24 protein-coding genes and 1 riboswitch are annotated in these 24,467 nt (G+C 70.1%); of the genes, 9 read left to right on the forward strand and 15 right to left on the reverse strand.

The genetic code is table 11. From position 1 onward, the window contains the following. Positions 1-87: 87 nt before the first annotated feature. From ABGB01_RS41125 to ABGB01_RS41135, 3 genes are all read right to left on the reverse strand, one after another. Positions 88-582, reverse strand: coding sequence for a WYL domain-containing protein (locus ABGB01_RS41125; RefSeq protein ID WP_347779337.1), 495 nt, complete (start codon positions 580-582; stop codon positions 88-90). A 107-nt stretch (positions 583-689) separates the two neighbouring features. Continuing rightward, positions 690-2,528 carry a dihydroxy-acid dehydratase gene (gene ilvD / locus ABGB01_RS41130; RefSeq protein WP_347779338.1) on the reverse strand — a complete coding sequence of 613 codons (1,839 nt, stop codon included), beginning with the start codon at positions 2,526-2,528 and terminating at the stop codon, positions 690-692. Between the two features lie 205 nt (positions 2,529-2,733). Then, positions 2,734-3,561 carry a nuclease-related domain-containing protein gene (locus ABGB01_RS41135; protein WP_347779339.1) on the reverse strand — a complete coding sequence of 276 codons (828 nt, stop codon included), beginning with the start codon at positions 3,559-3,561 and terminating at the stop codon, positions 2,734-2,736. Positions 3,562-3,800: 239 nt separating this feature from the next. On the opposite strand from ABGB01_RS41135, the gene ABGB01_RS41140 reads away from it, so the two are divergent. Next, positions 3,801-4,091 carry a hypothetical protein gene (locus tag ABGB01_RS41140; protein WP_347779341.1) on the forward strand — a complete coding sequence of 97 codons (291 nt, stop codon included), beginning with the start codon at positions 3,801-3,803 and terminating at the stop codon, positions 4,089-4,091. 7 nt (positions 4,092-4,098) lie between these two features. Beyond that, a complete protein-coding gene (locus ABGB01_RS41145; RefSeq protein WP_347779384.1) occupies positions 4,099-4,461 on the forward strand; it encodes a DUF5130 family protein in 363 nt (120 codons plus the stop codon). A gap of 15 nt (positions 4,462-4,476) precedes the next feature. Here the strand turns inward: ABGB01_RS41145 and ABGB01_RS41150 are convergent, their stop codons facing one another. The 3 genes from ABGB01_RS41150 to pepN form a co-directional block, all read right to left on the reverse strand. After that, positions 4,477-5,427: a hypothetical protein gene (locus ABGB01_RS41150; RefSeq protein ID WP_347779343.1), complete on the reverse strand. Its 951-nt coding sequence runs from the start codon at positions 5,425-5,427 to the stop codon at positions 4,477-4,479. A 55-nt stretch (positions 5,428-5,482) separates the two neighbouring features. Then, a complete protein-coding gene (locus tag ABGB01_RS41155; RefSeq protein WP_347779344.1) occupies positions 5,483-6,760 on the reverse strand; it encodes a protein kinase in 1,278 nt (425 codons plus the stop codon). A 95-nt stretch (positions 6,761-6,855) separates the two neighbouring features. Next, the gene (gene pepN, locus ABGB01_RS41160; RefSeq protein WP_347779346.1) at positions 6,856-9,417 is read right to left on the reverse strand and encodes an aminopeptidase N; all 2,562 of its coding nucleotides are present in this window, start codon (positions 9,415-9,417) and stop codon (positions 6,856-6,858) included. Positions 9,418-9,507: 90 nt separating this feature from the next. Here pepN and ABGB01_RS41165 point away from each other — a divergent pair, with 90 nt between their 5' ends. Both ABGB01_RS41165 and ABGB01_RS41170 read left to right on the forward strand, forming a co-directional pair. Then, on the forward strand, positions 9,508-10,128 hold the full coding sequence (locus ABGB01_RS41165; RefSeq protein WP_347779347.1) for a disulfide bond formation protein DsbA: 621 nt from the start codon (positions 9,508-9,510) through the stop codon (positions 10,126-10,128). Positions 10,129-10,257: 129 nt separating this feature from the next. Then, the gene (locus tag ABGB01_RS41170) at positions 10,258-11,661 is read left to right on the forward strand and encodes an aldehyde dehydrogenase family protein (protein WP_347779348.1); all 1,404 of its coding nucleotides are present in this window, start codon (positions 10,258-10,260) and stop codon (positions 11,659-11,661) included. Positions 11,662-11,686: 25 nt separating this feature from the next. On the opposite strand, the gene ABGB01_RS41175 is transcribed toward ABGB01_RS41170, so the two are convergent. Next, a complete protein-coding gene (locus tag ABGB01_RS41175; protein ID WP_347779349.1) occupies positions 11,687-12,415 on the reverse strand; it encodes an SDR family oxidoreductase in 729 nt (242 codons plus the stop codon). A gap of 9 nt (positions 12,416-12,424) precedes the next feature. After that, the gene (def, locus tag ABGB01_RS41180) at positions 12,425-12,910 is read right to left on the reverse strand and encodes a peptide deformylase (RefSeq protein WP_347779351.1); all 486 of its coding nucleotides are present in this window, start codon (positions 12,908-12,910) and stop codon (positions 12,425-12,427) included. A 91-nt stretch (positions 12,911-13,001) separates the two neighbouring features. Between def and ABGB01_RS41185 the strand changes: the two genes are divergently transcribed. Then, entirely contained in the window at positions 13,002-13,469 is a 468-nt protein-coding gene (locus tag ABGB01_RS41185) for a ribose-5-phosphate isomerase (protein ID WP_347779352.1), read from the forward strand. Here ABGB01_RS41185 and ABGB01_RS41190 read toward each other — a convergent pair. Both ABGB01_RS41190 and ABGB01_RS41195 read right to left on the reverse strand, forming a co-directional pair. Beyond that, complete coding sequence (locus ABGB01_RS41190; protein WP_347623940.1) at positions 13,466-13,612, reverse strand: hypothetical protein; 147 nt, start codon at positions 13,610-13,612, stop codon at positions 13,466-13,468. The genes ABGB01_RS41185 and ABGB01_RS41190 overlap by 4 nt on opposite strands. A 15-nt stretch (positions 13,613-13,627) precedes the next feature. Continuing rightward, complete coding sequence (locus tag ABGB01_RS41195; protein ID WP_347779353.1) at positions 13,628-14,857, reverse strand: GNAT family N-acetyltransferase; 1,230 nt, start codon at positions 14,855-14,857, stop codon at positions 13,628-13,630. A 118-nt stretch (positions 14,858-14,975) separates the two neighbouring features. Between ABGB01_RS41195 and ABGB01_RS41200 the strand changes: the two genes are divergently transcribed. Continuing rightward, a complete protein-coding gene (locus ABGB01_RS41200; RefSeq protein ID WP_347779354.1) occupies positions 14,976-16,091 on the forward strand; it encodes a PP2C family protein-serine/threonine phosphatase in 1,116 nt (371 codons plus the stop codon). A 114-nt stretch (positions 16,092-16,205) separates the two neighbouring features. Here the strand turns inward: ABGB01_RS41200 and ABGB01_RS41205 are convergent, their stop codons facing one another. Then, on the reverse strand, positions 16,206-16,802 hold the full coding sequence (locus tag ABGB01_RS41205) for a response regulator transcription factor (protein WP_347623943.1): 597 nt from the start codon (positions 16,800-16,802) through the stop codon (positions 16,206-16,208). Between the two features lie 155 nt (positions 16,803-16,957). Between ABGB01_RS41205 and ABGB01_RS41210 the strand changes: the two genes are divergently transcribed. Next, positions 16,958-18,262, forward strand: a complete 1,305-nt coding sequence (locus ABGB01_RS41210) for a site-2 protease family protein (RefSeq protein ID WP_347779355.1) — start codon at positions 16,958-16,960, stop codon at positions 18,260-18,262. Between the two features lie 13 nt (positions 18,263-18,275). Here the strand turns inward: ABGB01_RS41210 and ABGB01_RS41215 are convergent, their stop codons facing one another. Next, positions 18,276-19,100 (reverse strand): hypothetical protein, encoded by an 825-nt coding sequence (locus ABGB01_RS41215; RefSeq protein WP_347779357.1) that lies wholly within the window; start codon positions 19,098-19,100, stop codon positions 18,276-18,278. Positions 19,101-19,301: 201 nt separating this feature from the next. Between ABGB01_RS41215 and ABGB01_RS41220 the strand changes: the two genes are divergently transcribed. Then, complete coding sequence (locus ABGB01_RS41220; protein ID WP_347779358.1) at positions 19,302-20,501, forward strand: sensor histidine kinase; 1,200 nt, start codon at positions 19,302-19,304, stop codon at positions 20,499-20,501. Then, positions 20,498-21,196 carry a response regulator transcription factor gene (locus ABGB01_RS41225; RefSeq protein WP_347779360.1) on the forward strand — a complete coding sequence of 233 codons (699 nt, stop codon included), beginning with the start codon at positions 20,498-20,500 and terminating at the stop codon, positions 21,194-21,196. Before ABGB01_RS41220 ends, ABGB01_RS41225 begins: the two co-directional genes overlap by 4 nt. Positions 21,197-21,211: 15 nt before the next feature. Here the strand turns inward: ABGB01_RS41225 and ABGB01_RS41230 are convergent, their stop codons facing one another. The 3 genes from ABGB01_RS41230 to ABGB01_RS41240 form a co-directional block, all read right to left on the reverse strand. Beyond that, complete coding sequence (locus ABGB01_RS41230; protein WP_347779361.1) at positions 21,212-22,174, reverse strand: hypothetical protein; 963 nt, start codon at positions 22,172-22,174, stop codon at positions 21,212-21,214. A gap of 5 nt (positions 22,175-22,179) precedes the next feature. Beyond that, a riboswitch (cyclic di-AMP (ydaO/yuaA leader) is annotated at positions 22,180-22,322 on the reverse strand. 66 nt (positions 22,323-22,388) lie between these two features. Further along, positions 22,389-23,471: a galactose-1-phosphate uridylyltransferase gene (galT, locus tag ABGB01_RS41235; RefSeq protein WP_347779363.1), complete on the reverse strand. Its 1,083-nt coding sequence runs from the start codon at positions 23,469-23,471 to the stop codon at positions 22,389-22,391. Then, positions 23,468-24,247: a DeoR/GlpR family DNA-binding transcription regulator gene (locus ABGB01_RS41240; RefSeq protein WP_347779365.1), complete on the reverse strand. Its 780-nt coding sequence runs from the start codon at positions 24,245-24,247 to the stop codon at positions 23,468-23,470. Before ABGB01_RS41240 ends, galT begins: the two co-directional genes overlap by 4 nt. Positions 24,248-24,467 lie beyond the last annotated feature (220 nt).

The raw sequence follows: 24,467 nt of genomic DNA on the forward strand, positions 1-24,467 counted from the left end.
TCGCCGGGATCGCTGAGAGATCCTCCGGCGCCCGCCGCCGCCGGCCCGGGCGGCCGGAGGCGGCAGGTCGAACGGGTGGTGAGGCTCTTACGCGGCCCTGACGCGCTTACGGCGCTGGAACGGCAGGAACCGGTCGGCGAGATGCGGTCGGGACGGCGTGAGCGTGGGCTCGACCGCGATGATCCGGTCGAACCTGAACGCCCTGATGGCCCGGCGCATCCTGCACACGCCGACCAGATACCAGTATTCGCGGTGGACCAGGCAGGTCACCGGCTCGACGTCGCGCGCGGTGACGGTGCCGTAGGCGTCGCGGTAGTGGAGGCGGATCATGAGGCGGCTGGTGATGGCGTCGGCCATGAGCCTGGCCCGGGAGGCGACGTCGACGGGCAGCGGCTCGGTGAGGGTCGCGAGGGTGGTGGAGATGACGTCGTCGTCGAGCTCCAGGTGCTCGAGCGCGTGCTGCAGGCCACGCCTGGCGGTGACGGCCTGCGGTCCCGCTCCGAGGTGGGCGAGGGAGAGGGCGAGGGCGGCGATCTCGGCGGTCGTCAGCGGGCGAGTATCGTGCTTCACGACTGTCGTCATACCCCAAGAATACGGACGACCACCGACAATTTTCGAAAATCTGTGCGGCGGGGGAAGGGCCTGTACGGCAGGCGAGAACCCGGTCGCCTGCCGTACAGGGGCAGCACTTATCGCGACAGTTGTGACAGGTCGCGCGAGGCGCCCGTGGACGCGGACGTCGTCATCGCCGCGTAGGCCTGCAGCGCCACGGTGACCGGCCGGTCGCGGTCGCGCGGGCGGAAGCGGCCCAGCTCGGCCAGCAGCCGCTCGCGCCGGGCCGCCAGCTCGGCCTCGGCCACCCGCAGCTCCATCGACCGGTTGGGGATGTCGATGTCGATGATGTCGCCGTCTTCGACCAGCGCGATCGTGCCGCCCTCGGCCGCCTCGGGCGAGGCGTGGCCGATCGACAATCCCGAGGTGCCGCCGGAGAAGCGCCCGTCGGTGACGAGGGCGCAGGCTTTGCCCAGGCCCCTGCCCTTGAGGAAGGAGGTGGGGTAGAGCATCTCCTGCATGCCGGGCCCGCCCTTGGGGCCTTCGTAGCGGATGACCACCACGTCGCCCTCCTTGACGCGCCCGCCCAGGATGCCCTCGACGGCCTGCTCCTGCGACTCGAACACCACCGCGGGCCCGCTGAACTTCCAGATCGACTCGTCGACCCCTGCGGTCTTCACGACCGCTCCGTCACGCGAGATGTTGCCGTAGAGGACGGCCAGCCCGCCGTCGGCGGTGTAGGAGTGCTCCATGTCGCGGATGCACCCCTCGGCCCGGTCGAGGTCGAGGGAGTCCCAGCGGTTGTCCTGCGAGTAGGCCTTGACCGTGCGCACGTTGCCGGGCGCCGCGTGCCACAACTCCACGGCTTCCGGCAGGACCGACGGCGAGCGCACGTCCCAGTGGGCCAGCACGTCGGCGAGCGTGCCGCCGTTGACCGTGGATACGTCGCGGTGCAGCAGGCCGGCCCGGTCGAGCTCGCCCAGGATGGCCGGGATGCCGCCGGCGCGGTGCACGTCCTCGACGTGGAACTTGCTGGTTGCAGGGGCGACCTTGCACAGGCAGGGCACCCGCAGCGACAGCTCGTTGATCTCCTTGAGGCCGAAGTCGACCTCGGCCTCGCGGGCCGCGGCCAGGATGTGCAGGATCGTGTTGGTCGAGCCGCCCATTGCCACGTCGAGCGTCATCGCGTTCTCGAACGCCTCGCGGGTCGCGATCGAGCGCGGCAGCACCGACTCGTCGTCTTCCTCGTAGTAGCGGCGGCTGATCTCCACCAGCTGCCGGCCGGCGTCCTCGAACAGCTTCTTGCGGGCCTTGTGCGTGGCCAGGATCGTGCCGTTGCCGGGCAGCGCGAGGCCGATCGCCTCGGCCAGGCAGTTCATCGAGTTGGCGGTGAACATGCCCGAGCAGGAGCCGCACGTCGGGCAGGCGGCCTCCTCCATCTCCAGCAGGTCGGCGTCGGAGACGGACTCGTCGGCGGCGGCGATCATCGGGTCGATGAGGTCGAGCTTCCCGCCCGGCGTCTTGCCGGCCTCCATGGGCCCGCCGGAGACGAAGATCGTCGGGATGTTCAGCCGGAACGCCGCCAGCAACATGCCCGGCGTGATCTTGTCGCAGTTGGACACGCAGATCAGCGCGTCGGCGCAGTGGGCGTTGACCATGTATTCGACGGCGTCGGCGATCAGCTCGCGCGAGGGCAGGGAGTAGAGCATGCCGCCGTGGCCCATCGCGATGCCGTCGTCGACCGCGATCGTGTTGAACTCGCGGGGGATGCCGCCGGCCTCCCTGACGGCCGACGCCACGACGTCGCCGACCTCGCGCAGATGCACGTGGCCGGGAACGAACTGCGTGAAGCTGTTGGCCACCGCGATGATGGGCTTGCCGAAATCGCCCCCGGCTACGCCGGTCGCCCGGAGCAGGGCCCGGGCACCGACCATGTTCCTGCCGTGGGTGACTGTACGTGACCTGAGGGCCGGCATTGCGCTTCTCCCATCGCTAGCAAGTCCTCACATGTTACGGCCACCCGCCCGGCAACTGAGACGTCTGTCCATACATCGGACTGCCGCCGGCCGCCCGTATCACGACGGGGGACGGGTGGGGCGCACGAGGAGGCCGCTCCGAATGGCGTTCAGCCTGCGGCGATGGGAGAGAAGCCGCCGGTCGAACGCGTAGCCACCGGGTGGCTCAGTCTTCGCCGTAGCGGGCCGGGAGCACCTGGGCGGCGATGTCGTAGATCCGGTCGATCTCGCCCTCGGTCAGCGCCCGCTCCCGCTTGGTGATCCACTTGCGGGCGCGGTCGCCCTGGTAAACGTCCACGCCGCGGATCGTCATGATCTTCCACGGCACCTGCGGCCCGTAGATGGCAAGGGAGGGCACGACCGAGACCTCGCGGCCGAACGACCTGCTGATCAGCTCGCTCGCCTGCGACGCCTCCCACTTGGCCTCGTTGATGCGGGGTTTCATGTCGAACGGCCCGTGGTAGAGCTTCTTGCCCATCTGCACGCGTACGGGCAGCCGCTTGTCCCACTTCTCGGAGTCGACCGCGTAGACGCCCGTCGGGCCCACCACGAGGTGGTCGATCTGGGCCTCGCTGTCCGGGATCGCCCTGGCGTGCAGCGTGCGGTAGCCGTTGCGCTCGAGCTTGCGCAGTTGCGCCTCGGTGCGGCGCTCGGCCACGGACGTACGCCGCCACGCGGGCACGGATGAGTTGGAGCGCGCCCGATAGATCGCCTCCGCGATGGCCGCGAGCACGCCCGCGGTCACACCGGCCCGCCAGTCGCCCACGAGGAAGCCCACCACGAGGCCGACGACCACCGCCAGGATCGCGCGGTTGCGCAGGCGGCGGACCCGCGGCTGCTGCAGCAGGCTGCGCACGGACACGCGCTTGACCGGCGCGTATGTGGAGGTGGGCGCCGAAGGCTTCGCGGCGGCGGTCTGCTCGCTTTCTGGCTTGTCGCTCACCCAGATGGGTGACGCATTGTGACCGTCTTCTCGCTGGATGTCGGAGTCCACGTAACTCACCGTAGCCCGGGGGTTCGATCGATTCCTAGTGTTGCCGTGTCCATAGTTTTATGGCCCAGCTCATCGTGTTCCACGCGTGTTTTCCGGGTATGTCTTACGTTCTTCTCTAGAGAAGCCAGGGGGCCTGGGAAAGATCCTAACGTGGCGTGCGGCCTACGGATCATGTGGTGTGTGCAGGACACCCCGTGACGGGTCTGGCCGGACCCGCCGCAGCGGTTTACCGTCAGGGTGTGAACAGCGCGGCGGAGATTCTGCTCTTGCTCATCGGGGTGTCCATGGGGCTGTTCGTGCTGATCAGCCTGCTGGTCATGGTGCCGGGCCGGGCGCCACGGCGGCGGGAGGGATCGTGGCCGGTGTGGATCGGCGGGCCGTCAAGGAGCGAGCGCGGCGTGAGCACGTCCGCGCTGGTGCTGGCCGACCGGGTGGCGCACTGGGCGGACGTTCCCGAGGACGACTGGGTGGCCGCCGCCGAGACGGCCGAGCCCGGCAGGCGCGTCGGCGGCGCGTCCGCGGGGTGGTGAGGTGACGATGCGCGGACTGACCGCCCCACAGGCCGACGACATCAGGAAGGCCGCGCAGGCCGCCGAACAACGAAGCGGCCTGCGGTTCGGGTTGTTCATCGGCCGGCCGGAGGGATCTCGGCGGCACTTCGCCGAGCGCCTGCACGCCGCCCTGGGCGACGAGGCCGCCGGCGCCGTGGTGATCTTCGTGGATCCCGAGGGGCGGGCGCTGGAGATCGTCACCGGCGACACCGCCCGGCTCCGGCTGCCCGACAGCGTCTGCCGGCTGACGGCGATGTCGATGGCCACCTCGTTCAGCGTGGGCGACCTGGTGGGCGGCCTGTTGTACGGCATAGCCACCCTCGCGGAGCAGGCCGCGGCCCGCCGCTGATCCCCGGCCGAGGCGTCAGTCGCGTTCGAGGAGGCTGACGATGTGCCGGCTGACCCCGTCGAGCAGGGTCGCCGGCTCGATCGGGGCGTCGGCGACGGCCGAGAACAGCGCGGGCAGCCCCGGCAGCGGGAACCCGTCGTCCTTAAGCGCCGCCGACCCGATGGCGTTCTTGTCGAGCCCGGCCCGGCTGCGCTCCCACGCGTCGAGCACCTCCTCCGGCGACGGCACCCCGAACCCGTGCCCCACCGGCGCCGCGTGGCGCAGCCGGACGAGCGGGGTCTCGGCGAAGGCCAGGGCCGTGCGAGCGCGCAGCTGGAGGTCGGCCCGCGGCTCCGGCTCGATCCAGTCCATGGCCGTGCACGGGTTGCGGCAGGTGGCGACGCACACGGCGAGCGCGCCGGCGACCTGGCTGTGCTGGCGGTCGAAGTAGGCTCGCCAGCCCTCGCCCGGCTCGGCCGACACCCGCAGCGTCCGGTTGGTGGCCGACTGCTCGGACTTCGTGTGGTCGCACTCCCGGTCGCCGATCACGCCGAACCTGCTGCCCGCCACGCTCAGCGCCTCGGGCCAGCGCGCGGGGTCGCCCGCGTGGCCGAGCTGCGGCTCGAAGGCCAGCAGCGGCAGGTATTCGCTGGCGATGTGCACCGCGGCGATCATCGGGCTCAGCTCGCGCCGGTGCCATCGTACGGAGATCACTTCGAGCAGCAGCTCGTACGCGGGCCGCAGGGACTCCAGCGCCCCGCGCGGCTGCTCGCGCGGTGTCTGCGGCATGTGACAGGCTCGCGCGCGCCGCCGCAGATCGGCGGGCACCACCCGGGCCTCGGCCGCGAAGTCCTCGGCGTCGAGCGAGAGCAGCCGTTGACCGAAATCACACACCTCGGCGATGTCGGCGGCGGGCGCCAGCGCACCGAGGTCGGCGAAGGCATAACGGCGGGCAAGGGCGACGAAAAGGTCACGAGTCGAGTCCACGCGAAGACCTTCTCACGTTCGGCGAGCCGCTAAGGACGCCGGCGCCACAGGCCGGTCACGGGCACGGAGCCCGGACGCACTGGATCTCGCCCGGAGGCGGCGGCCGGGAGATCGTGGGCTCAGACGTCGGCTCCTCGGGGGCGTCGGTCGTGGGCTCCTCGGTCGGCTCGGGCTGGGGAGTGGTCGGCGAGACGGTCGGGGTCTCGGTCTCCGTCTCGGTGGCGGTGACCGTCGGGGTGGGCGTCGGCAACGTCGTGGTGGAGCGGGAGGGCCTGGGGCTGGAGGTGCGCCTGGCCGGCGGCACCGGCTGCTTCGTGGTGGCCGAAGACGACGGCGAGGTCGCCATGGCCGTGGCGGTGACGGTCGGCGGCTCCATCCGGCCCACCGTCGCGGGCGTCACCGGACGCAGCCAGATGAATCCCGCCACCGCCGCGGACACCGCCACCGCGGCGGTGATGGTGAGCACCGCCCGCACCGAGCGGCGGCGGCGCGGCACGGGCAGCGTGGTGGGAGAGGTCAGCGCCTTGCGCGCGGCCTCGCCCATCAGCGCGGCCGACGGCCAGCGCCCCTCGGGAGTCTTCTCCAGCGCCCGCTCCACCACCTGCCGCGGCCCGGCCGGCACGTCGGCGGGCAGGCGCGGGACCGGGGAGTTGAGGTGCTTGAAGATGATCTGTACGGGCGTGTCGCCCTGGAACGGCAACTGCCCGGTCAGGCACTCGTACGCCACCACGCCCAGGGCATAGACGTCGACCGCGGGGGTCACGTCGCTGCTGGCGGCCATCTCGGGGGCGCAGTAGCCGGCCGAGCAGAGCATCGTGCCCGTGGCCGTCAGATGCCCCGCGGAGACGGAGTGGGCGATGCCGAAGTCGGTGAGCGCCACGCTGCCGTCGGGCCTGATCATGAGGTTGGCCGGCTTGACGTCGCGGTGGACGATGCCCTGCGCGTGGGCGGCGGCCAGCGCGTCGCCGACCTCGGCGACCAGCCGCATGGTGGCCTCCGGACCGAGCGCGCCGCGCCGCAGCACGTGGTCGAGCGACTCGCCCTCCACGTATTGCATGACCAGGAAGCTGACCTGGCGGCCGTCGACCTCGCTGACGCCGTAGTCGTAGACGTCGACCACGCCGGGATGCCGGAGCGTGGCCATGGCCCTGGCCTCGTTCTGGAAACGCTGGGTGAAGGAGGGGTTTTCGGTGAGCGCGGGCATGAGCACCTTGACCGCCACCGCGCGCCCGAGAACCGTGTCGTCGGCACGCCAGACCTCGCCCATGCCGCCGCCGCCGAGACGGCCGGTCAGCACGTAGCGATCATTGAGCGTGGTCCCGGCGCCTAGCACGTACTTGAGGCTAACATCGCCGCTGCGCCGCCATGGCCAAGTCGGCGCAGCTCGCGGGCCCCCGCCGGGACGGGCGGGGGCCCGCGGCGGGCGTGTCAGGCGGCGGCGTCCGTCTCCCGGTTGCGCAGGGCCCTGCTCACGCCGTCGGCGCCCTCGAGGATCAGCCGGCGCAACGCCTGCGGCGGCTCCTCGTCGGCGAGGTAGCGCTCCGCGGCCTCGACGGTCGCCGGCTCGATGAGCAGCGCGGGGAAGCACCCCACGGCGAACGTGGACGCCTGGTCGAACGTCCACTCCTTGTAGATCCGGCCCACCTCGGCGAAGTATTTCTCGCGGAAGGGGGCCAGCAGCTCGGGGTGGCGCGGGTCCTGGAAGCCGCCGATGGTCGTACGGGCGATGTGGTTGGCCAGCTCGCCGCCCACGATCCGGTCCCACGCGGCGGCCTTGGCCTCGGCGGTCGGGATCGCGGCCCGGCAGTGCGCGGCCGAGCGCTCACCCGTCGCCGTAGGGTCGAGCTCCAGCTCGGCGTCGATGTCCGGCTCGGTCAGGCGGCCGCAGGAGACGAGCGCGTGCACCAGCGACCAGCGCAGGTCGGCGTCGACGGTCAGGCCCTCTGGCACGGTCGAGCCGTCGAGGATGCTCTGCAGCAGGTCGAGGTCCTCGGTGGAGCCGGCCACGGGCGCGAACGCCTGGAGGAAGGCGAGCTGGTGGTCGGAGCCCGGCTCGGCGGAGGCGAGCAGCGCGCGCAGCTTGCCGGCCAGCAGCTCAAGGCCCTCCTGCCGCCACGCCGGGTCGGCGTACTGCTGCACGGCCATGCGCGCCTGCCGCAGCACCGCCTGGAGGACGGTGATGTCGGAGACCGTTTCCACGCCCGAGACGACCAGCTTGACGTAGTCGCGCGTGGACATCTCGCCGTCGCGGGTCATGTCCCAGGCCGCGGACCAGCACAGGGCCCGCGGCAGCGACTCGGTGAACGCGGCGATGCCGCCGTCGACCAGCGTCTTCAAGGAGCGCTCGTCGAGGCGGATCTTGGCGTAGGTCAGGTCGTCGTCGTTGATCAGCACGAGGTCGGGCTGCTCCTCGCCGACGAGCTGGGCCACGTTCGTGCGGGCGCCCACCACGTCGAGCTCCACCCGCTTCGTACGGGTCAGCTCGCCGCCGGCCAGGGAGTACAGGCCGATGGCGACCCGGTGGGAGCGCAGCGTCGGGTAGTCGGCCGGCGCCTCCTGCAGCACCTCGAATCGGGTGAACCGGCCTCCTGACACCTCGAACGAGGGCCGCAGCGTGTTGACCCACGAGGTCTCCAGCCACTCCTTCGACCAGGACGACAGGTCACGGCCCGACGTGCGCTCCAGCGCGGTGAGCAGGTCTTTCAGCTCGGTGTTGCCCCAGGCGTGCTCGGCGAAGTAGTCGCGTACGCCGGCCAGGAAGTTGTCCAGGCCCACGTAGGCGACGAGCTGCTTGAGCACCGAGGCGCCCTTGGCGTAGGTGATGCCGTCGAAGTTGACCTCGACCGCCTGCATGTCGGGGATGTCGGCGGCGATCGGGTGGGTGGAGGGGAGCTGGTCCTGGCGGTAGGCCCAGGCCTTCTCCACGTTGGCGAAGGTCGTCCACGCGCCCTTGCCCCACCGCGTGGCCTCGGCCTGGGCGAGCACGGACATGTAGGTGGCGAACGACTCGTTGAGCCACAGGTCGTCCCACCAGCGCATGGTGACGAGGTCGCCGAACCACATGTGCGCCATCTCGTGCAGGATCGTCTCGGCGCGCCGCTCGACGACCGCGTCGGTGACACGGGAGCGGAAGACGTAGTCCTCCAGGAGCGTCACGCAGGCGGCGTTCTCCATGGCGCCGGCGTTGAACTCGGGCACGAAGAGCTGGTCGTACTTCCCGAAGGGGTAGCGCACCCCGAAGACCCGGTGGAAGAAGTCGAAGCCCTGCTTGGTGACCTCGAAGATGTTGTCCGCGTCGAGGTGGCCGGCCAGCGAGGCCCGGCAGTAGACGCCCAGCGGGATGCCGTCGTGCTCGGAGGTCACCTTGTGGTAGGGGCCGGCCACCAGCGCGGTGATGTAGGTGGAGATGACCGGTGTGGGCGCGAACTGCCAGCGCCTGGCGGCGGGCACCGCGCCGTGCTTGCCCGCCTGTTCGGGCAGCTCCTCCACGCCGGTGGCGGTGGCGTTGGAGATGACCTCCCAGCCGGCCGGGGCCAGCACGGTGAGCTGGAAGGTGGCCTTGAGGTCGGGCTGGTCGAAGCAGGCGTACATGCGGTGCGCGTCGGCCGTCTCGAACTGGCTGTGCAGATAGACGTTCTTGTCGACCGGGTCGACGAAGCGGTGGAGCCCCTCGCCGGTGCGCATGTAGGAGCAGTCGGCGTCCACGCGCAGCTCGTTGGCCTCGGCGAGCGAGGGCAGCGGAAAGCGCCCGGCGGCGGCGTCGTAGCTCGCCACGTCGAGCTCCTCGCCGTTGAGCACGACCTTGCGCACGCGGGCGCCGTGCAGGTCGATGAAGGTGGACGCGCCCGGGCTGGTGCTGGCGAAGCGGACCGTCGTGACGCTCTCGAAGCGCTCGTCCCCCTCCGTCAGGTCGAGTGCGACCTCGTAAGACTCGACCTTCAGCAGCCGGGCGCGCTCACGGGCCTCGTCTCGGGTCAGGTTGCCTGCCAAGTTGCGCTCCTTTTCACCGCTTCGTAGAAGTTTGTCGGTATCCTGCCACGGCGGGAATAGGACCCGAACCACCTCAGGTTATGGCCCCACGTGACTGAAAAGATTCCCGTGGACCTGTGGTTCGACCCATCCTGCCCCTTCGCGTGGGTGACGTCACGATGGCTGATCGAGGTGGCGAAGGTTCGCCCCATCGAGCCGCGCTGGCGCATGATGTCGCTCCACGTCCTCAACGAGGACAAGGACGTCTCCGACGACTACCGCGAGCGCGCCGCCCGGGCCATGGGGTCGGTCAGGGTGGTGGCGGCCGCCGCCGCCAAGCACGGCGAGCAGGCCATCGGCGAGCTCTACACCGCTCTCGGCACGCTGCTGCACAACGAGGGCAGGAGCGAGGAGCCCGAGCGGCTGCGCGAGACCGTCGAGACCGCGCTCGAGCGGGCCGGCCTCGACAAGGGCCTCGTCGAGGCCATGCACTCCGAAGAGTGGGATCCCACCATCCGCGCCTCCCACGACGAGGGCATCACGCTCGTCGGCCAGGAGGTCGGCACGCCCATCATCCGCCTCGGCGCCAACGCCTTCTTCGGGCCCGTGATCACCCGCATCCTCCGAGGTGAGGACGCGGGCAAGCTCTGGGACGGCGTGCTGGCGGTCACCGCGTACGAGGACTTCTTCGAGTTGAAGCGCACGCGCACCAAACGACCGCAATTCGACTGACGTTTCCGTCTATGCCCTTTGCGTCGTCTTACGCTGGCGGTGGAATAAGGCCGGCGCTGGTGGAGAAGGCTCATCCCGACCAGGGATGAGCCCTTTCATTGCCGTGTCAAGCGCTGTCAAGATGGTGCCATGCGTCAGCTCTATATCGGCGGCTCCTGGACCGCGTCGACTTCGGACGAGTCCATCGAGGTCGCGAACCCGGCCACGGAAGAGATCATCGACCGAGTCCCCGCGGGCACGCCCGGCGACGTCGAGGCGGCCGTGCAGGCGGCCAGAAGAGCCTTCCCCCGATGGGCGGAGACCGCCGCCGCCGAGCGCGGGAAGCTGCTCGGCGACGCCGCCGACCTGCTGAGACAGCGAGCTGACGAGATCGCCAAGACGATCGCCACCGACATGGGCGCGCCGCTCGGCTTCGCGCTCAAGGTGCAGACGCTCATGCCCGCGACCGTGCTGTCCTCCTACGCGCGCCTGGCGGAAAGCCATCCGCGCGAGTCGCGGGCCGGCAACTCGCTGGTGCTCAAGGAGCCGGTCGGGGTGGTGGCGGCGATCACGCCGTGGAACTATCCGCTGCACCAGATCATCTGCAAGGTGGGTCCCGCGCTGGCCGCCGGTTGCACCGTGGTGCTGAAGCCGAGCGAGGTGGCGCCGCTCGCGGCGTACGCGCTGGCGGAGATCTTCGACGAGGTCGGCCTGCCCGCGGGTGTGTTCAACCTGGTGAGCGGGCGTGGACCGGTGGTCGGGGAGGCCATGGCCGCCCACCCTGACGTCGACATGGTGTCGTTCACCGGCTCGACCGGCGCGGGCCGGCGGGTGGCCTCGCTCGCGGCCGAGTCGGTCAAGCGCGTTGCGCTCGAGCTGGGTGGCAAGTCGGCAAATGTCATCCTTCCCGATGCCGACCTGCCCCTGGCTGTCAAGGTGGGCGTGGCCAACTGCTTCGTCAACGCCGGTCAGACCTGCTCGGCGTTGACCCGCATGATCGTCCACCGCGACCAGTACGACGAGGCCGTGCGGCTGGCCGTCGAGACGGCGCGCGGCTACACCGTCGGCGACCCTTTCGACGAGTCGACCAGAATCGGCCCGCTGGTGTCGGCGACCCAGCGCGAGCGCGTCGTCCGCTACATCAACAGGGGCCAGGAGGAAGGCGCCCGACTGGTCACCGGCGGCACCGAGCGGCCTCACGAACGGGGCCACTACGTCGAGCCGACCGTGTTCGCGGGTGTGGAGCCGGGCATGACGATCGAGCAGGAGGAGATCTTCGGCCCCGTGTTGTCGCTGATCCCGTACACGACCGAGGACATGGCCGTCGAGATCGCCAACGGCACGAAATACGGGCTGGCCGGAGCCGTCTGGTCGGGCACCGAGGAACACGCCCTTTCGGTCGCCCGCAGGCTCCGCACGGGCCAGGTGGCCGTCAACGGCGGCCGGTTCAACCCGATGGCCCCGTTCGGCGGCTACAAGCAGTCGGGCGTGGGCCGCGAACTCGGCGAGTACGGGCTCGAGGAGTTCCTGGAGATCAAGGCGCTGCAGCTGTAAGGGCCGGAGGAGACGCGCTGGCGGGTCAGACGAGCAGCCCGCCGGTGGCGTGCACGTTGTGGCCGGTGACCCAGCGCCCGTCCGGGCCCGCCAGGAAGGCGACCACGGCGGCGAGGTCGTCGGGCCTGCCGAGACGCCGCAGCGCGGTCAACGCCTCCGTCTGCTCCAGCGCCTCCGGCGGGTTGGCGGCGCGCAGCATGTCGGTGTCGGTCGCGCCGGACGAGACGACGTTCACGGTGATGCCCCGCCCGCCCAGCTCGCGCGACGCCACTTTGGCGAACTGCTCGACCGCCCCCTTGCTGCCGCAATAGAGCATCAGACCGGGCGCGGGCACCTGGGTGTTGAGCGTCGAGATCGTGATGATCCGCCCGCCGTCGCGCATGACGCGGCCCGCCCACTGCGTGGCCAGGAACACCGCCCGGGTGTTCACCGCGAAGACCCGCTCGTAGTCGTCGCCGGTGATGTCGGCCAGCGGCCTGCTCAGGCTCAGCGCGGCGTTGTTGACGAGGATGTCCAGCCCGGGCAGCCGCGCCTCCGCCTCGGCGAACAACCGCTCCAGATCGTCCTCGTCGCCCAGATCGGCGCGTACGGCGTGCGCCCCGGTCTCCCTGGCCACCTGCCGGGCCGCCTCTTCGGAGCGCTCGTAGCAGAACACGACCTGCGCCCCGTCGCCCGTCAACCGCTCCACGACGGCCCGGCCGATGCCCCTGGAGCCTCCGGTGACCAGTGCGCCTTTTCCTGAGAGCACGCTCATGCGGCCAACCTACGCCCTGAGCATGATTTCGCGGGCTTCGTTCCTGGGGAGGCGGTCGACGTACAGCTTGCCGTCCAGATGCTCGGTCTCGTGCTGGAAGCAGCGCGCCAGCGATCCGCGCGCCTTGACGCGCACGGGCCGCTGCAGCCGGTCGACGCCCTCGACGGTGACGCCCGCGGCCCGCGCGACAGGGGCGTAGATCGGTTGGCCCGTGCGGCGATCGGGCACCGACAGGCAGCCCTCCTCGTCGAGCGCCTCCTCCGGGTCGTCGACGGTCAGCCGCGGATTGATCACGTGGCCCTTGCGCCCGCTGATGTCGTAGACGAACAACCTCCGTGACACGCCGATCTGGGGGCCCGCCAGGCCGACGCCGTTGACCGCGTACATCGCCTGGAACATCTCGTCGATCAGCCGGCGCAGGTCGCGGTCGAAGTCGGTGACGGGATCGGCGGTCGTGCGCAGCACCGGATCGCCGATGATGCGGATCTCGCGCATACGATTTCTGCTTTCGTAAGGACTGGAGTGCGGGACAGGTCCTTACCCTACAAGAGGGCCTGATCGGCGAGGGCTGTGGAAGACTGGTCATGTGCGTGTCTACATCGGTGCCGACCATGCCGGCTATGAGCTGAAGAACCACCTCGTGTCCTGGCTCAAGGACCACGGTCACGACGTGATCGACTGCGGTCCCCTCGTCTACGACGCGGAGGACGACTATCCCGCGTTCGTCCTGCGCGCGGCCGAAGGCGTCGCGGGCGACCCCGGCAGCCTGGGGGTGGTCATGGGAGGCTCGGGCAACGGCGAGCAGATCGCCGCCAACAAGGTGCGCGGCATCCGCGCGGCACTGGCCTGGAGCGAGGAGACGGCCGCCCTGGCCCGCGAGCACAACAACGCCAACGTCGTCAGCGTCGGCGCGCGCATGCACGCCCTCGACGAGGCGACCAGGTTCGTGGAGGTCTTCCTGACCACGTCGTTCTCCGGCAGCGAGCGCCACAGCAGGCGGATCGCGCAGCTCGACACCTACGAGACGATCGGCCAGCTGCCCTCCCTGCCCTAGCCCTTGCGCTTGGGCTCGCGCCTGGGCATCTCGTCGCGCAGAGGCCGCCGGTCGGCGGCCTCCTGCTGCTCTTTCGACGGTCTCGACACGTCGCGGGCACGCATGGCGACGGTCGCGGTGATCTGCAGACTTTGCAGGGCCATGTCCCCGACCCTACGTCAGAACGTCAGCCCCGCCCATGGCTTCGGGCTCCACGACATGGCGGTGGCGAGCGAACGCAGCGCGCCGGGGGAGTGCTCATGCACCAGCCCCGCCGCCAGCTCCTGCATGAGCAGGCCGTCACCGAGGAACGCCGAGCCGAGCGAGGCCACCGGCAGCGTCACGTCAGGCTGGTCCTCGACGGGCGTGCACTCCGCGCCCGCGGGGCCGGCGGCCAGCCGCCAGCGCCGGGCGTTCCACGGGCACACGTCGTCCTCGACCTCGATCACCACGTCCACGGGCGCGGAGTAGGACCGGGAGACGAGAGCTCCGTCCACCTCGACCACGCGCACCCACAGCTCGTCGTTCCAGCTCGCGCGCACCTGCCGCGGGTCGGCCAGCAACGCGAGCAGGGGGTCGTCCACCGGCCTGGGGCGGGCGTCGACCCGGGAGACCAGATCGCGGTCGAGCACGCTGCGCCACAGCAGCGCGTACGCCGCCGGGTCGGCCGCCTCCAGCTCCTGCAGCTTCAGCTCCCCGTCGGGGAGGCCGTTGGCGTCCCACGACGACTTGATCCGGAACAGGGCGTAACCGCGCACGCCGCCGTCGTCCTCGGCCAGCACCGAGCGCAACGGGCCGGCCCCGCCCTGGTCGGCCTCCTCGTCGGCCAGCACGTTGTCCCAGAACCGCGCGTTGCGCTCGTAGCGGCCGGGACGCCGAGCCACGACGGAGGCGAACACCTTCTCCAGGTCGGCGCGTACGTCGGCGGGCCTGGCGACCCTGAGCCTGAGCGACGGGTCCGACGGAGCGTTGCCGACGAACGCCGAACCCTGCTTCCTGAGGTGGAACGACAGCTCGCTCGACGCCCTGCCGTAGCCGTACCTGCCGTAGATGGGAGCCTCGGAGGCGTAGAGCGCGGCGACGCTCTCCCCACGCTCCCTGATGTCGGAGAGCTGCCTGCGCATCAGCGACGACAGAACGCCGCGCCGGCGGTGGGAGGGCAGCACGCTGACGGCCGTCACGCCCGCGACGGGGAGTTGCCTGCCAGGGACCGTCATGGTGAGGCTGTAGATGGACGTGACGCCCGCGATGAGGTCTCCGTCGAAGGCCGCGAGCGTGCGGTCGAACTCCGTCTCGGCCTTGAAACGCTCGTTCTGCGTGGGGTTCGGCCGCCAGCCGAACGCCTCTTCGAGCACCAGCGCGAACGCCGGCCACTCGGACTCGTCAATCGGGCGGATCGGGTACGTCATCTGTCCACGGTAGGAGCGGGCGAAGCGGGAGGGCCACCGAATATCCGTGCTTAATGATCAAGGCCTTGGTCAAGTGGGCTGCCCAAACACCAGTCAGACCGATACAGTCAGGCCCATCATGAGTTCCCGACCGGCGCCACTGATCCCGCCACGGGTCCGTGCCGTCCTGGTGCGGGTGCCGGGGCTGGTGGCTGCCGTCCGGTTCATCCGGCGAGGGCCGCTGGCCCGCGACCGCAACCTGCTCCTCACGCTGACCGTTCTCGCGCTCGTCATCGGGTTCCTCGCGGTCGAGGCCTCGACCGAGTGGTTCTCACCCTCCCTGCTCATTCTCGTCACCCTGATCGGCGGGCTCCAGCTTCGGCTGCGCAGCCTGGTCAAGCTCCTCGTGGGCGTCGGCGTCGCGCTCGGCTACATCGCGATCGCGCTGGGCCCCTGGCGCATCGGCGTCGGGCTGACCGTGACGATCGTGTTCACCACGGTGCTCGCCGTGCTCATGGCCCGCACCAGGGGAAAACTCGGCGTGCAGGGGCTGCGCGGCGACGCCATGCTGCTGGAGTTGCGCGACCGCCTCAAGAGCCAGGGCGAGCTGCCCCCGCTGCCCAAGGACTGGGGCGGCAAGGTGGTGCTCAAGCAGGCCGGCGGGTCGTCGTTCGGCGGCGACTTCCTGGTCTCCATGCGCGACGGCAACTCCGTCGAGATCGCCCTGGTCGACGTGTCCGGCAAGGGCGTCGACGCGGGCACCAGGGCGCTGCTGCTGTCCGGCACGTTCGGCGGGCTGCTCGGATCGGTCGACGACTTCCTGCCCGCCTGCAACACCTACCTGCACCGCCAGCGAGGCGACGAGGGCTTCGTGACCGCGGTGCACGTGCGGCTCGACCTCGACACGGGCGACTACACGATCACCTCGGCCGGGCATCCGCCGGTGGTGAAGTTCGACGCGGGCACCGGCAACTGGCAGGTGGCCTCGGCCAAGGGCGTGGTGCTCGGCGTGGTGCCCGACCTGCACTGCGAGCCCGACAGCGGCACCCTGCGCAAGGGTGATGCGCTGTTGCTCTTCACCGACGGCCTGATCGAGCAGCCGGGGCGCGACATCGACGCCGGGCTCGACCGGCTGCTCGGCGAGGCGGAGCGGCTGCTGCCGTCCGGTTTCCGCGACGGCGCGCGTCCGCTGGTCAACGCCATGGCCTCCGGCCACAACGACGACTGCGCATTGGTGCTGATCTGGCGCCCCTGATGACGAACCACATGGTTCAGGTCGTGTTGGCAGTCACTGGCAGTGGGTTCGACTCTGCTGAGATCCTCTAGAGGTTCGGGCCCCGGCGGAGCGGCGCGGCTCCACCGGGTCCCGTCACAGCCAGCCCTGGTCGCTGGCGATGCGCACGGCGTCGAGCCGGTTGCGGGCCCCGGTCTTGCACATGATGCGCGACAGATGGTTGCGTACGGTGCCCACCGACAGGAAGAGCTGGTCGGCGATCTCGGTCGAGCGGGCCCCGCCCGCCGCGACGCGCAGCACGTCGAGCTCCCTCCTGGTGAGCGGATTCGTCTCACACTGGAGCGCGGCCGCGGCCAGCTCCGATTCGATGGCCCGGCGGCCCGCCGCCACCAGGCGCACCCCCTCGGCCAGCCGCTCCGGCGGCACGCACAGGCTCATGAACCCCAGCGCGCGCTCGGCCAGCGCCCTGCGCACCTGCCCTGGATGGGGATCGGCCGACAACATCAGCACCTTGCATCCCGGCGCCTGCGCGGAGAGTCCGGCCAGAACGGAGCTCCCCGGCAGGCCGGCGTCGACGACGGCCACGTCGGGGCAGCTCTCGATGGCCGCTCGCACCGCGTCGTCCGCGCATCCCGCCTGCGCCACGACCCGCAGATCGGGCTCGGCTCCAAGGATGGCCAGCAGGCCACGACGCACCAAGGGCAGGTGCTCTGCGATCAGTATGCGGATCAAGGACTCCCCCTTCATCGTCTCTTAGGGTGATCGTTTGATCGCGTACTGTCAATGCGTTCCAAAAAGCGGGCAAGCCGTACCGCGCGGCAGATTCGACTACCCTTGGGTTGGCGGTTTTTTCGCCGGTCCTGCCGTCTGCCGTGGAGCGCGACTCGATGAACTGGCTCTATCTCGTGGGGATCATCCTTTTCCTCCTCGGGCTGATGTTCTCCATCGCGCTGCATGAGCTCGGTCACCTGCTGCCCGCCAAGATCTTCGGCGTGCGGGTGACCCAGTACATGGTGGGTTTCGGCTCGACGGCCTGGTCGCGGCGGAAGGGCGAGACCGAATACGGCATCAAGTGGATCCCGCTCGGCGGCTACATCCGCATGATCGGCATGCTGCCGCCGCGCCCGGGCGACGACCCCTCCAAGGCCAGGAGCACCGCGACGGGTCCGTTCCAGGGGCTCATCGAGTCCGCCCGCGACGCCGCCCTGGAAGAGGTGCGGCCGGGCGACGAAGACCGCGTCTTCTACCGCAAGAAGTGGTGGCAGAAGGTCATCATCATGTCCGGCGGCCCGGCGATGAACTTCGTGCTGGCCTTCGTCTTCTTCAGCATCCTGCTGGTCGGCATCGGCCTGCCGACGTGGGCCCCGATCGTCTCGCCCGAGACCAACACGTGCGTGATCCCCGTCTCGGAGCAGCGCACCACGTGCAAGCCCACCGACAAGCCGACCCCCGCCGCCCAGGCCGGCCTGAAGGCCGGTGACCGCCTGGTCTCCCTCGACGGTAAGAAGATCGGCGACTGGGCCGCCGCCACCGACCTGATCCGTTCCCACGGGCCGGGAGCCGCGCAACTCGGCATCGTCCGCGACGGCAAGCCGATAACGCTCACCGTCACGCTCATCGCCCAGGACCGGCCCAACCTCGAAGACCCCGAGAAGATCGACAAGAACGTCGGCTTCCTCGGCGTGCTGCCCACCGAGGTCATGCAGCAGCAGAGCATGGGCCAGGTCGTCGGCTACATGGGAGAGCTGACGGGCAGGGTCGCGAGCTCGCTGCTCAACCTGCCGGAGAAGATGGTCGGCGTCTGGCACGCCGCCTTCTCCGGCGAGGAGCGCGACCCCGAGGGGCCGGTCGGCGTCGTCGGCGCGGGCCGCATGGGCGGCGAGATCCTCGCCTCCGACCTGTCCAACGAGAAGAAGATCGCCATCTTCGTCAACCTGCTGGCCGGGTTCAACCTGGCGATCGGCATGTTCAATCTCATCCCGCTGCTGCCGCTCGACGGCGGGCACATCGCCGGTGGCCTGTGGGAGGGCATCAAGCGGGCCTACGCCAAGATCCTGCGCAGGCCCGAGCCCGGCTACGTGGACATCGCGAAGGTGCTGCCGCTGACCTACGCCATCGCCATCGTCATGATGATCATGGCGGGCCTGCTCATCTACGCAGACCTGGTCAACCCGCTGCGGCTGACGGGCTGACGGCCGGGCCGGCTCAGCCCCGCGTGAACGGTGCCAAGGCAGGGCCGAAGGCCGCGCCCAAGGCGAGCCATCCGAGAAGGATGACGAGCCAGATCAGGGCGCGTCTGCTCGGCGGGGGAGCGCTGCGCAGCAGGGAGATTCCCAGAGGGAGCAACGCGACGCAGAGCCCGCCCGCGGCGATGACGGACTGCGGGATCTGAGTGCCTTTGAGCGTCCCGAGCGCGAGCGCCGACATGAGGCCGAGCGCGACGGAACGGCCCAGCCCCAGCGCGCCGGAGCGGTAGGCGCCGATGGCCAGCACGATCCAGCCCAGGAAGGCCGGCCCCGACAACGTCCTGAACGGATGCCAGCGCGTGTCCCGCCATGCCAGGTAGTAGTCGTCGATGCCGCTGATCACTGATGACAGGCCCAGGCTGTCGGTCAGGTGAAAGGCCAGGTGGTCGGTGCCGTACTGGAAGGTTCGGGTGAACAGGCCGGCGATCACGAGGCATCCGCCCCACAGCCCCCACAGCGGTCTGGTGGCGGCGATCCTCTGCGCCAGCGTCATGATCGCAGGACACAGCAGGATGATCCCGCAGGCGAAGCAGGCATAGGCGGCGGTGACGAGGGCGGGGTGCCTGGTGTAGGCGGCAAGCTGATCAGGGAAGAAGAAGTGGAACGGGGAACGTAGGAGGATCCCGGTCATGAGCAGGGCGGGGCCGCCGATCAGCGCGACGGCGCTCACCCATCGTCCGGGGAACGGCGGTTGCCGGCTCAGGTTGGCCGTGGCGTTGGCGGCACGCCGGTCCGCGTCGGCCTGTCGCCATCGGGTGATTCGCCGGCGAAGCTCAACATTCATGCGTTCCTGCCCGTCGTGTCGATGTCGGCGCGGCTCGGTGTGCCGGGCTCAGCAGCATGGTGATGGGCGGGACTGCGGGAGCGCGTCGGGCTCAGGTCGCATCCTGGCGCGGCACGCACGAGGCACGTACGACCCCAGACAGACGCGGTTGTCCTACCGTGGTCAGATGCCGGGCGATGGGTGAGGCGATAACTTCTCGTCATGAACTGGGCTCGGCGGCTCGGCCGGAGTGGTGTGGCCGATGCGGTGGCGGCGGTCGCCGTGGCGCTGCTCGTCGGCTACACCCTCGTCGATCCGCCGGGGCCGCCGCCGTCATGGCCCGTCTGGTCGGCCTGGCCGGTCGTGGCGGTCGTGAGCTTTCCCGTCGCGCTCCGGCGGCGCCGGCCGCGGGCCATGCTCGCTGTCGCGTGCGCCGCGGGTGCGCTGGCGACCGTGGCCGGCGTCGCCGCGGCGGGCGCCATCTCGGTGTCGTTCCTGCCGACGGTGCTCGTGCTGTACCTCGTGGCCTCCACCGCCTCCCTAGCCTGGTCGCTGGCGGGCTTGGCGGCCTGCCTGTCCGCTGCGGTGATCACCATTCTGATCTTCTATGCCAAGGTGCTCCCAGGCCTTTCGCCCGCGGACGCGCCCAGCGAGCTGCCTCCCCACTGGCCGGTCGAGATCGGCGTGATCGGTGTGTTGCTGGCGGGCGCATGGGTGCTCGGCGCGGCCGTGCGCTGGAAGCGGGACACGACCGCCCGCCTCGTCCGCCACCTGGCCGAGGCCGCGGTGGGCGACGAGCGCAGGCGCATAGCCAGGGAGTTGCACGACATCATCGGCCACAGCATGAGCCTGATCGCGGTCAAGGCCACCGTCGCCAACCACGTCGCCGACGCCCGCCCGCAGGAGGTCCGTGCCGCGCTGTCCGTCATCGAACAGACCAGCCGGAGCACGCTCACCGAGATCCACCGCGTGCTCGACCTCCTGCGCTCCGACGGCGATCCCCAGCAGGCCCATCTGCTTGTCCCCGCCATGGCCGGCCTGCCCGAGCTGGCCGCACACGCCCGCTCCGCCGGGGTCGAGGTCGATATGACCGTCCGCGAAGAGGCCGCGCTCCCTCCCGCGGTCGCGGTGTCGGTCTACCGGATCGTGCAACAGGCCCTCACCAACGTCGTCACCCACGCGGGGCCGACGCGCTGCTCGGTCACCGTGGACATCGACGGGCGCGCAGCCGTGATCGAGGTCGTGGACGACGGCCCCCGCCACGGCCGGCCGACGCGGCCGGGCCACGGCGGACACGGCCTCATCGGCATGCGGGAACGCACGAAGGCCTACGGAGGCACGTTCGGCGCGGAGGCGCGCCCTGAAGGAGGCTTCCGCGTGACGGCTCGGCTGCCCTACGACCTGAACGGCGACCCGGCATGAGCATCGACGCCGCCCCGCACAGTGTGTCCCCGCCCATCAGGGTGCTGCTCGCCGAGGACCAGGTCCTCGTACGCGACAGTTTCAAGCTCCTTATCGACACCACGCCGGGGCTGGTCACGGTGGGGGAGGCGGGCACCGGCGCCGAAGCCGTGCTCCTGGCCCGCCGGCATCGTCCTGACGTCGTCCTCATGGATGTGCGCATGCCAGACATGGACGGCATCGAGGCGACCAGGAGGATCTGCGCCGACCCGGCCGGCTCCGGCACGCGCGTGCTGATGCTCACCACGTTCGATCAGGACGACTACGTCTACGCCTCGCTCCGGGCCGGCGCGAGCGGTTTCCTCCTCAAGCACGCCACGGCGACCGAATTGCTGGCCGCGATCCGGGTCGTCGCCGCCGGCGAAGCGCTGCTGGCGCCCACCGTGACCCGCCGGCTCATCGCCGACGTCCTGCGACGCTCCCATCCCGCCCCGGCCACACGCGACCTCGGCCACATCACCCAGCGCGAGCGCGAGGTGCTCACCCTCGTCGGCACGGGCATGTCCAACTCCGAGATCGCCGAGCACCTGCACCTCACCGTCGGCACGGTCAAGACCCACATCGGCCGGCTCCTGGCGAAACTGCACGCCCGCGACCGGGCCCAGCTCGTCATCGCCGCCTACGACGGCGGGCTGGTCAACCCGTCGCCGCGGTGATCGCCGGACATGCCCTCAGTTCATCGAGATGTGCACGTGGTCGTAGTGGTTCTCGGTGATGCTGCCCCGGTTGGACATCGCGCTCCAGCCCGAGCCGTGGTTGATGCGCTGCTTCCAGATGACGTACTTGACGCCCAGCTTGCTCTTGTTCTTGATGGCCCACTCCGCGATGCGGTCGCCCAGGGCGGCGTTGGCGGCGGAGGGCATCGAGCCGCCCGTGCTCATCATGAAGTCACAGGCCCGGCCCAGGGGATGCTCGCCGCTGGATCCGGAGCGGAAGCAGCCGACGGTGAAGGGCAGCGCGAAGTTCTTGCCGATCTGCTCCTTCATCAGCCGCGTGCGCGGGGTGATGTTGTCGGAGCCGGACGGCAGTTCGGGCGCCCAGCCGCCGTCGGACCTGCGGTTGGTGCCGAACGGCACCAGGTCCTGAAGCTTCTTCTCGATGTCGTCGATGACGTCCTCGGCCTCGTCGCGCTGGCCGGCCACCTCGGCCGCGTCTTTGCGGATCTTGTCGGCGAGCTCGACGGCCTCCACGGAGGCCTTCTTCTTCTCGTCGCGCGCCTTGACCACGCCCTGCACGAACGCCTGCTGCTCGGCGGTGACCTGATTGAGCACCGCCGCGCCGCCGCTGTTCTCCGGCAGCATGAACGCGGGCACCCCGGGGTTGCCGTTCTGGTAGCGCAGGCGGGCTATCTCGGCGACGCGTTTCTCGGCCGTCGTCAGCGCCTCTTCGGCGGTGGCCAGCCGGGCCTTGGCCGCCTTGGCCGACTTCTGCGCCTTGGCCAGCTCGACGCGCTTGAGGTTGTAGGCCTCGATCAGCTTGTCGACCTTCTTGTTGAGCTGCTTGAGCTGCGCGCGCAGCTCGGACTCCTTGGGTTTGGGGGCCGCGGACGCCGCGGACGCCGGGGCCGCCGAAACGATGACGGCGGCGGCGGTGATGAGACCGATGGCAAGACTCGCGGGGGACGAAGCCGCCACGTAGGTGTTCCTCTCCCTCTGCCGGCCGGGTTAGCTGACGGGTTCGGGTATGGGAGCTGCGTATCCCTACCACTGATGTGGATTCACCCCAGGTGCGATGGGTCCCCGGCTCCTGGGCAACTCGCCCAGGATTAGGCGGTGCAACGGCTGTTACGGCCGATGCATAAGGGGATATTAGTGGTAGATCACGAGACATGCGACCTTAAGTAGAAATCTATTCTTGATCTACTTGTGATCGGAGCATGCGCGCGGCCTCCTCCGGCAGCACGTCGTTGACGAACGCGCCCATCGCGGACTCCGAGCCCGCCAGATACTTGAGCTTGTTGGGCGCCCGCCGGATGCTGAAGAGCTCCAGATGCAGGTACGCGAGCTCGCGATCGCGCCGCACGGGAGCCTGGTGCCAGGCCGAGATGTACGGCATCACGACCCCGAACAGCCCGTCGAAGGCCCGCAGCACCGAGGTGTAGAGCGGGGCGAAGGCCGCACGCTCCTCCTCCGTGAGCGCCGCCAGGTCCGGCACCTGCCGGTGCGGATACACGTGCACCTCGTACGGCCAGCGCGCGGCCGCGGGCACGAACGCCGTCCACAGCTCGTTGCCGGCCACCACCCGTGTTCCGGCGGCACGTTCGGCGGCCAGCACGTCGGCGAACAGGTTGCCCGCGCCCTGGTAGCGGGCCGCGGCGCCGAGCTGGAGTTTCGTCCTGGGTGTGACGTACGGGTAGGCGTAGATCTGGCCATGCGGATGCGCCAGCGTGATGCCGATCTCCTCGCCCCGGTTCTCGAAGCAGAACACCTGCTCCACGCCCTCGATCCCGGACAACTCGGCCGTACGGTCGGCCCACGCCTCCATGACCAGCCGCACCTGGGCGTCGGAGAGCTTGGAGAAGGAGGACGAGTGGTCCGAAGTGAAGCACACCACCTCGCACCGCCCAACTCCCGGACGAATCTCACTCAGCCCGCCCACATCGTGATAAGTCCCAAAATTTGTGGAGAAGGAGGGAAAGCGGTTCTCGAACACCGCCACGTCGTAGTCGTACGCCGGAATCTCCGTCGCCCGCGTGTCCGACGACGGGCACAACGGGCACTCGGCGGACGTGCCCGTCGGCAGGAACGTCCGCGTCTGCCGGTGCCCGGCCATCGCGATCCACTCCTCGGTCAGCGGATCGTAGCGCAGCTCGGACGCCACCGGCCGGGGCTCGAGCGGACGCCGGTCGAGCGCGCTCCGGTCGGCGTCGTCGCGCCGGTCGAAGTAGATCAGCTCTCGGCCGTCGGCCAGATGGGTGACGGTGCGCTTCAATGCGTGTCCTCCGCGATTATCAGTTCTCCGGCCCGCTCGGCCAGTTCGGTGCGTGCGTCCTCGGGCAGCCCCGCGTCGCTGATGACCACGTCGGCCTCGCTCAGCTCGGCGATGGTGCTGATGCCCACGGTGTTCCACTTCGTGTGGTCGGCGGGCACGACCAGCCGGTGCGCGGCCGTCACAAGCTCCCTGTCGGTCTCCGACTCCAGCAGGTTGGGCGTGGTGAACCCGGCCCGCACGCTCATCCCGTGCACGCCGAGGAAGAGCGTGTCCACGTGCAGGCGGCGGATCGCGGCCACGGCCACCGGGCCGACCAGCGCGTCGGACGGCGTGCGCACGCCGCCGGTCAGCACGACGGTGCGGTCGGCGCGCGGGTTGCGATGGAAGACCTCGGCGACGGGGATCGAATTGGTGATCACCGTCAGCTCGGGGACGCCGATGAGGTGGTGGGCCAGCGCCCACGTGGTCGTGCCAGCCGACAGCGCCACGGCGGTGCCGGGGCGTACCAGCCTGGCCGCGTGCCGCGCGATGGCCTCCTTCTCCTGCTGCTGGCGAGCGGACTTCGCGGTGAAGCCCGGCTCCTCGGTCGATCCGGGGCCGAGCGCGGTCGCGCCACCGTGCACCTTCTCCAGCAGACCGCGTTCGGCCAGCACCTCGAGGTCGCGGCGGATGGTCATGTCGGAGACGCCGAGCTCGCGTACGAGGTCGGCGACCCGGACGCCGCCGTTGCTGCGCACACGTTCGAGGATCGTCTGCTGACGCTGCTGTGCGAGCACGCCCACTCCTTCCAACAGATTCCACCAAATTATGACACGACGCTGTTGGGGAATGTTAGTTCGGTGCGGATCACTTGCGCTGGTCAGCACGGGCGAGAGACGTTGGAAGGACACCGACTCCGGAGGCGAGCTTATGGCCAGGCGAGCACGCAAGGGCAAGGCACGCAAGAAGAAGAAGGCGAATCACGGCAAGCGCCCGACAGCACGCTGACTGGTGGCC

Source organism: Nonomuraea sp. B5E05, assembly GCF_039880665.1.
Taxonomy (GTDB): domain Bacteria; phylum Actinomycetota; class Actinomycetes; order Streptosporangiales; family Streptosporangiaceae; genus Nonomuraea.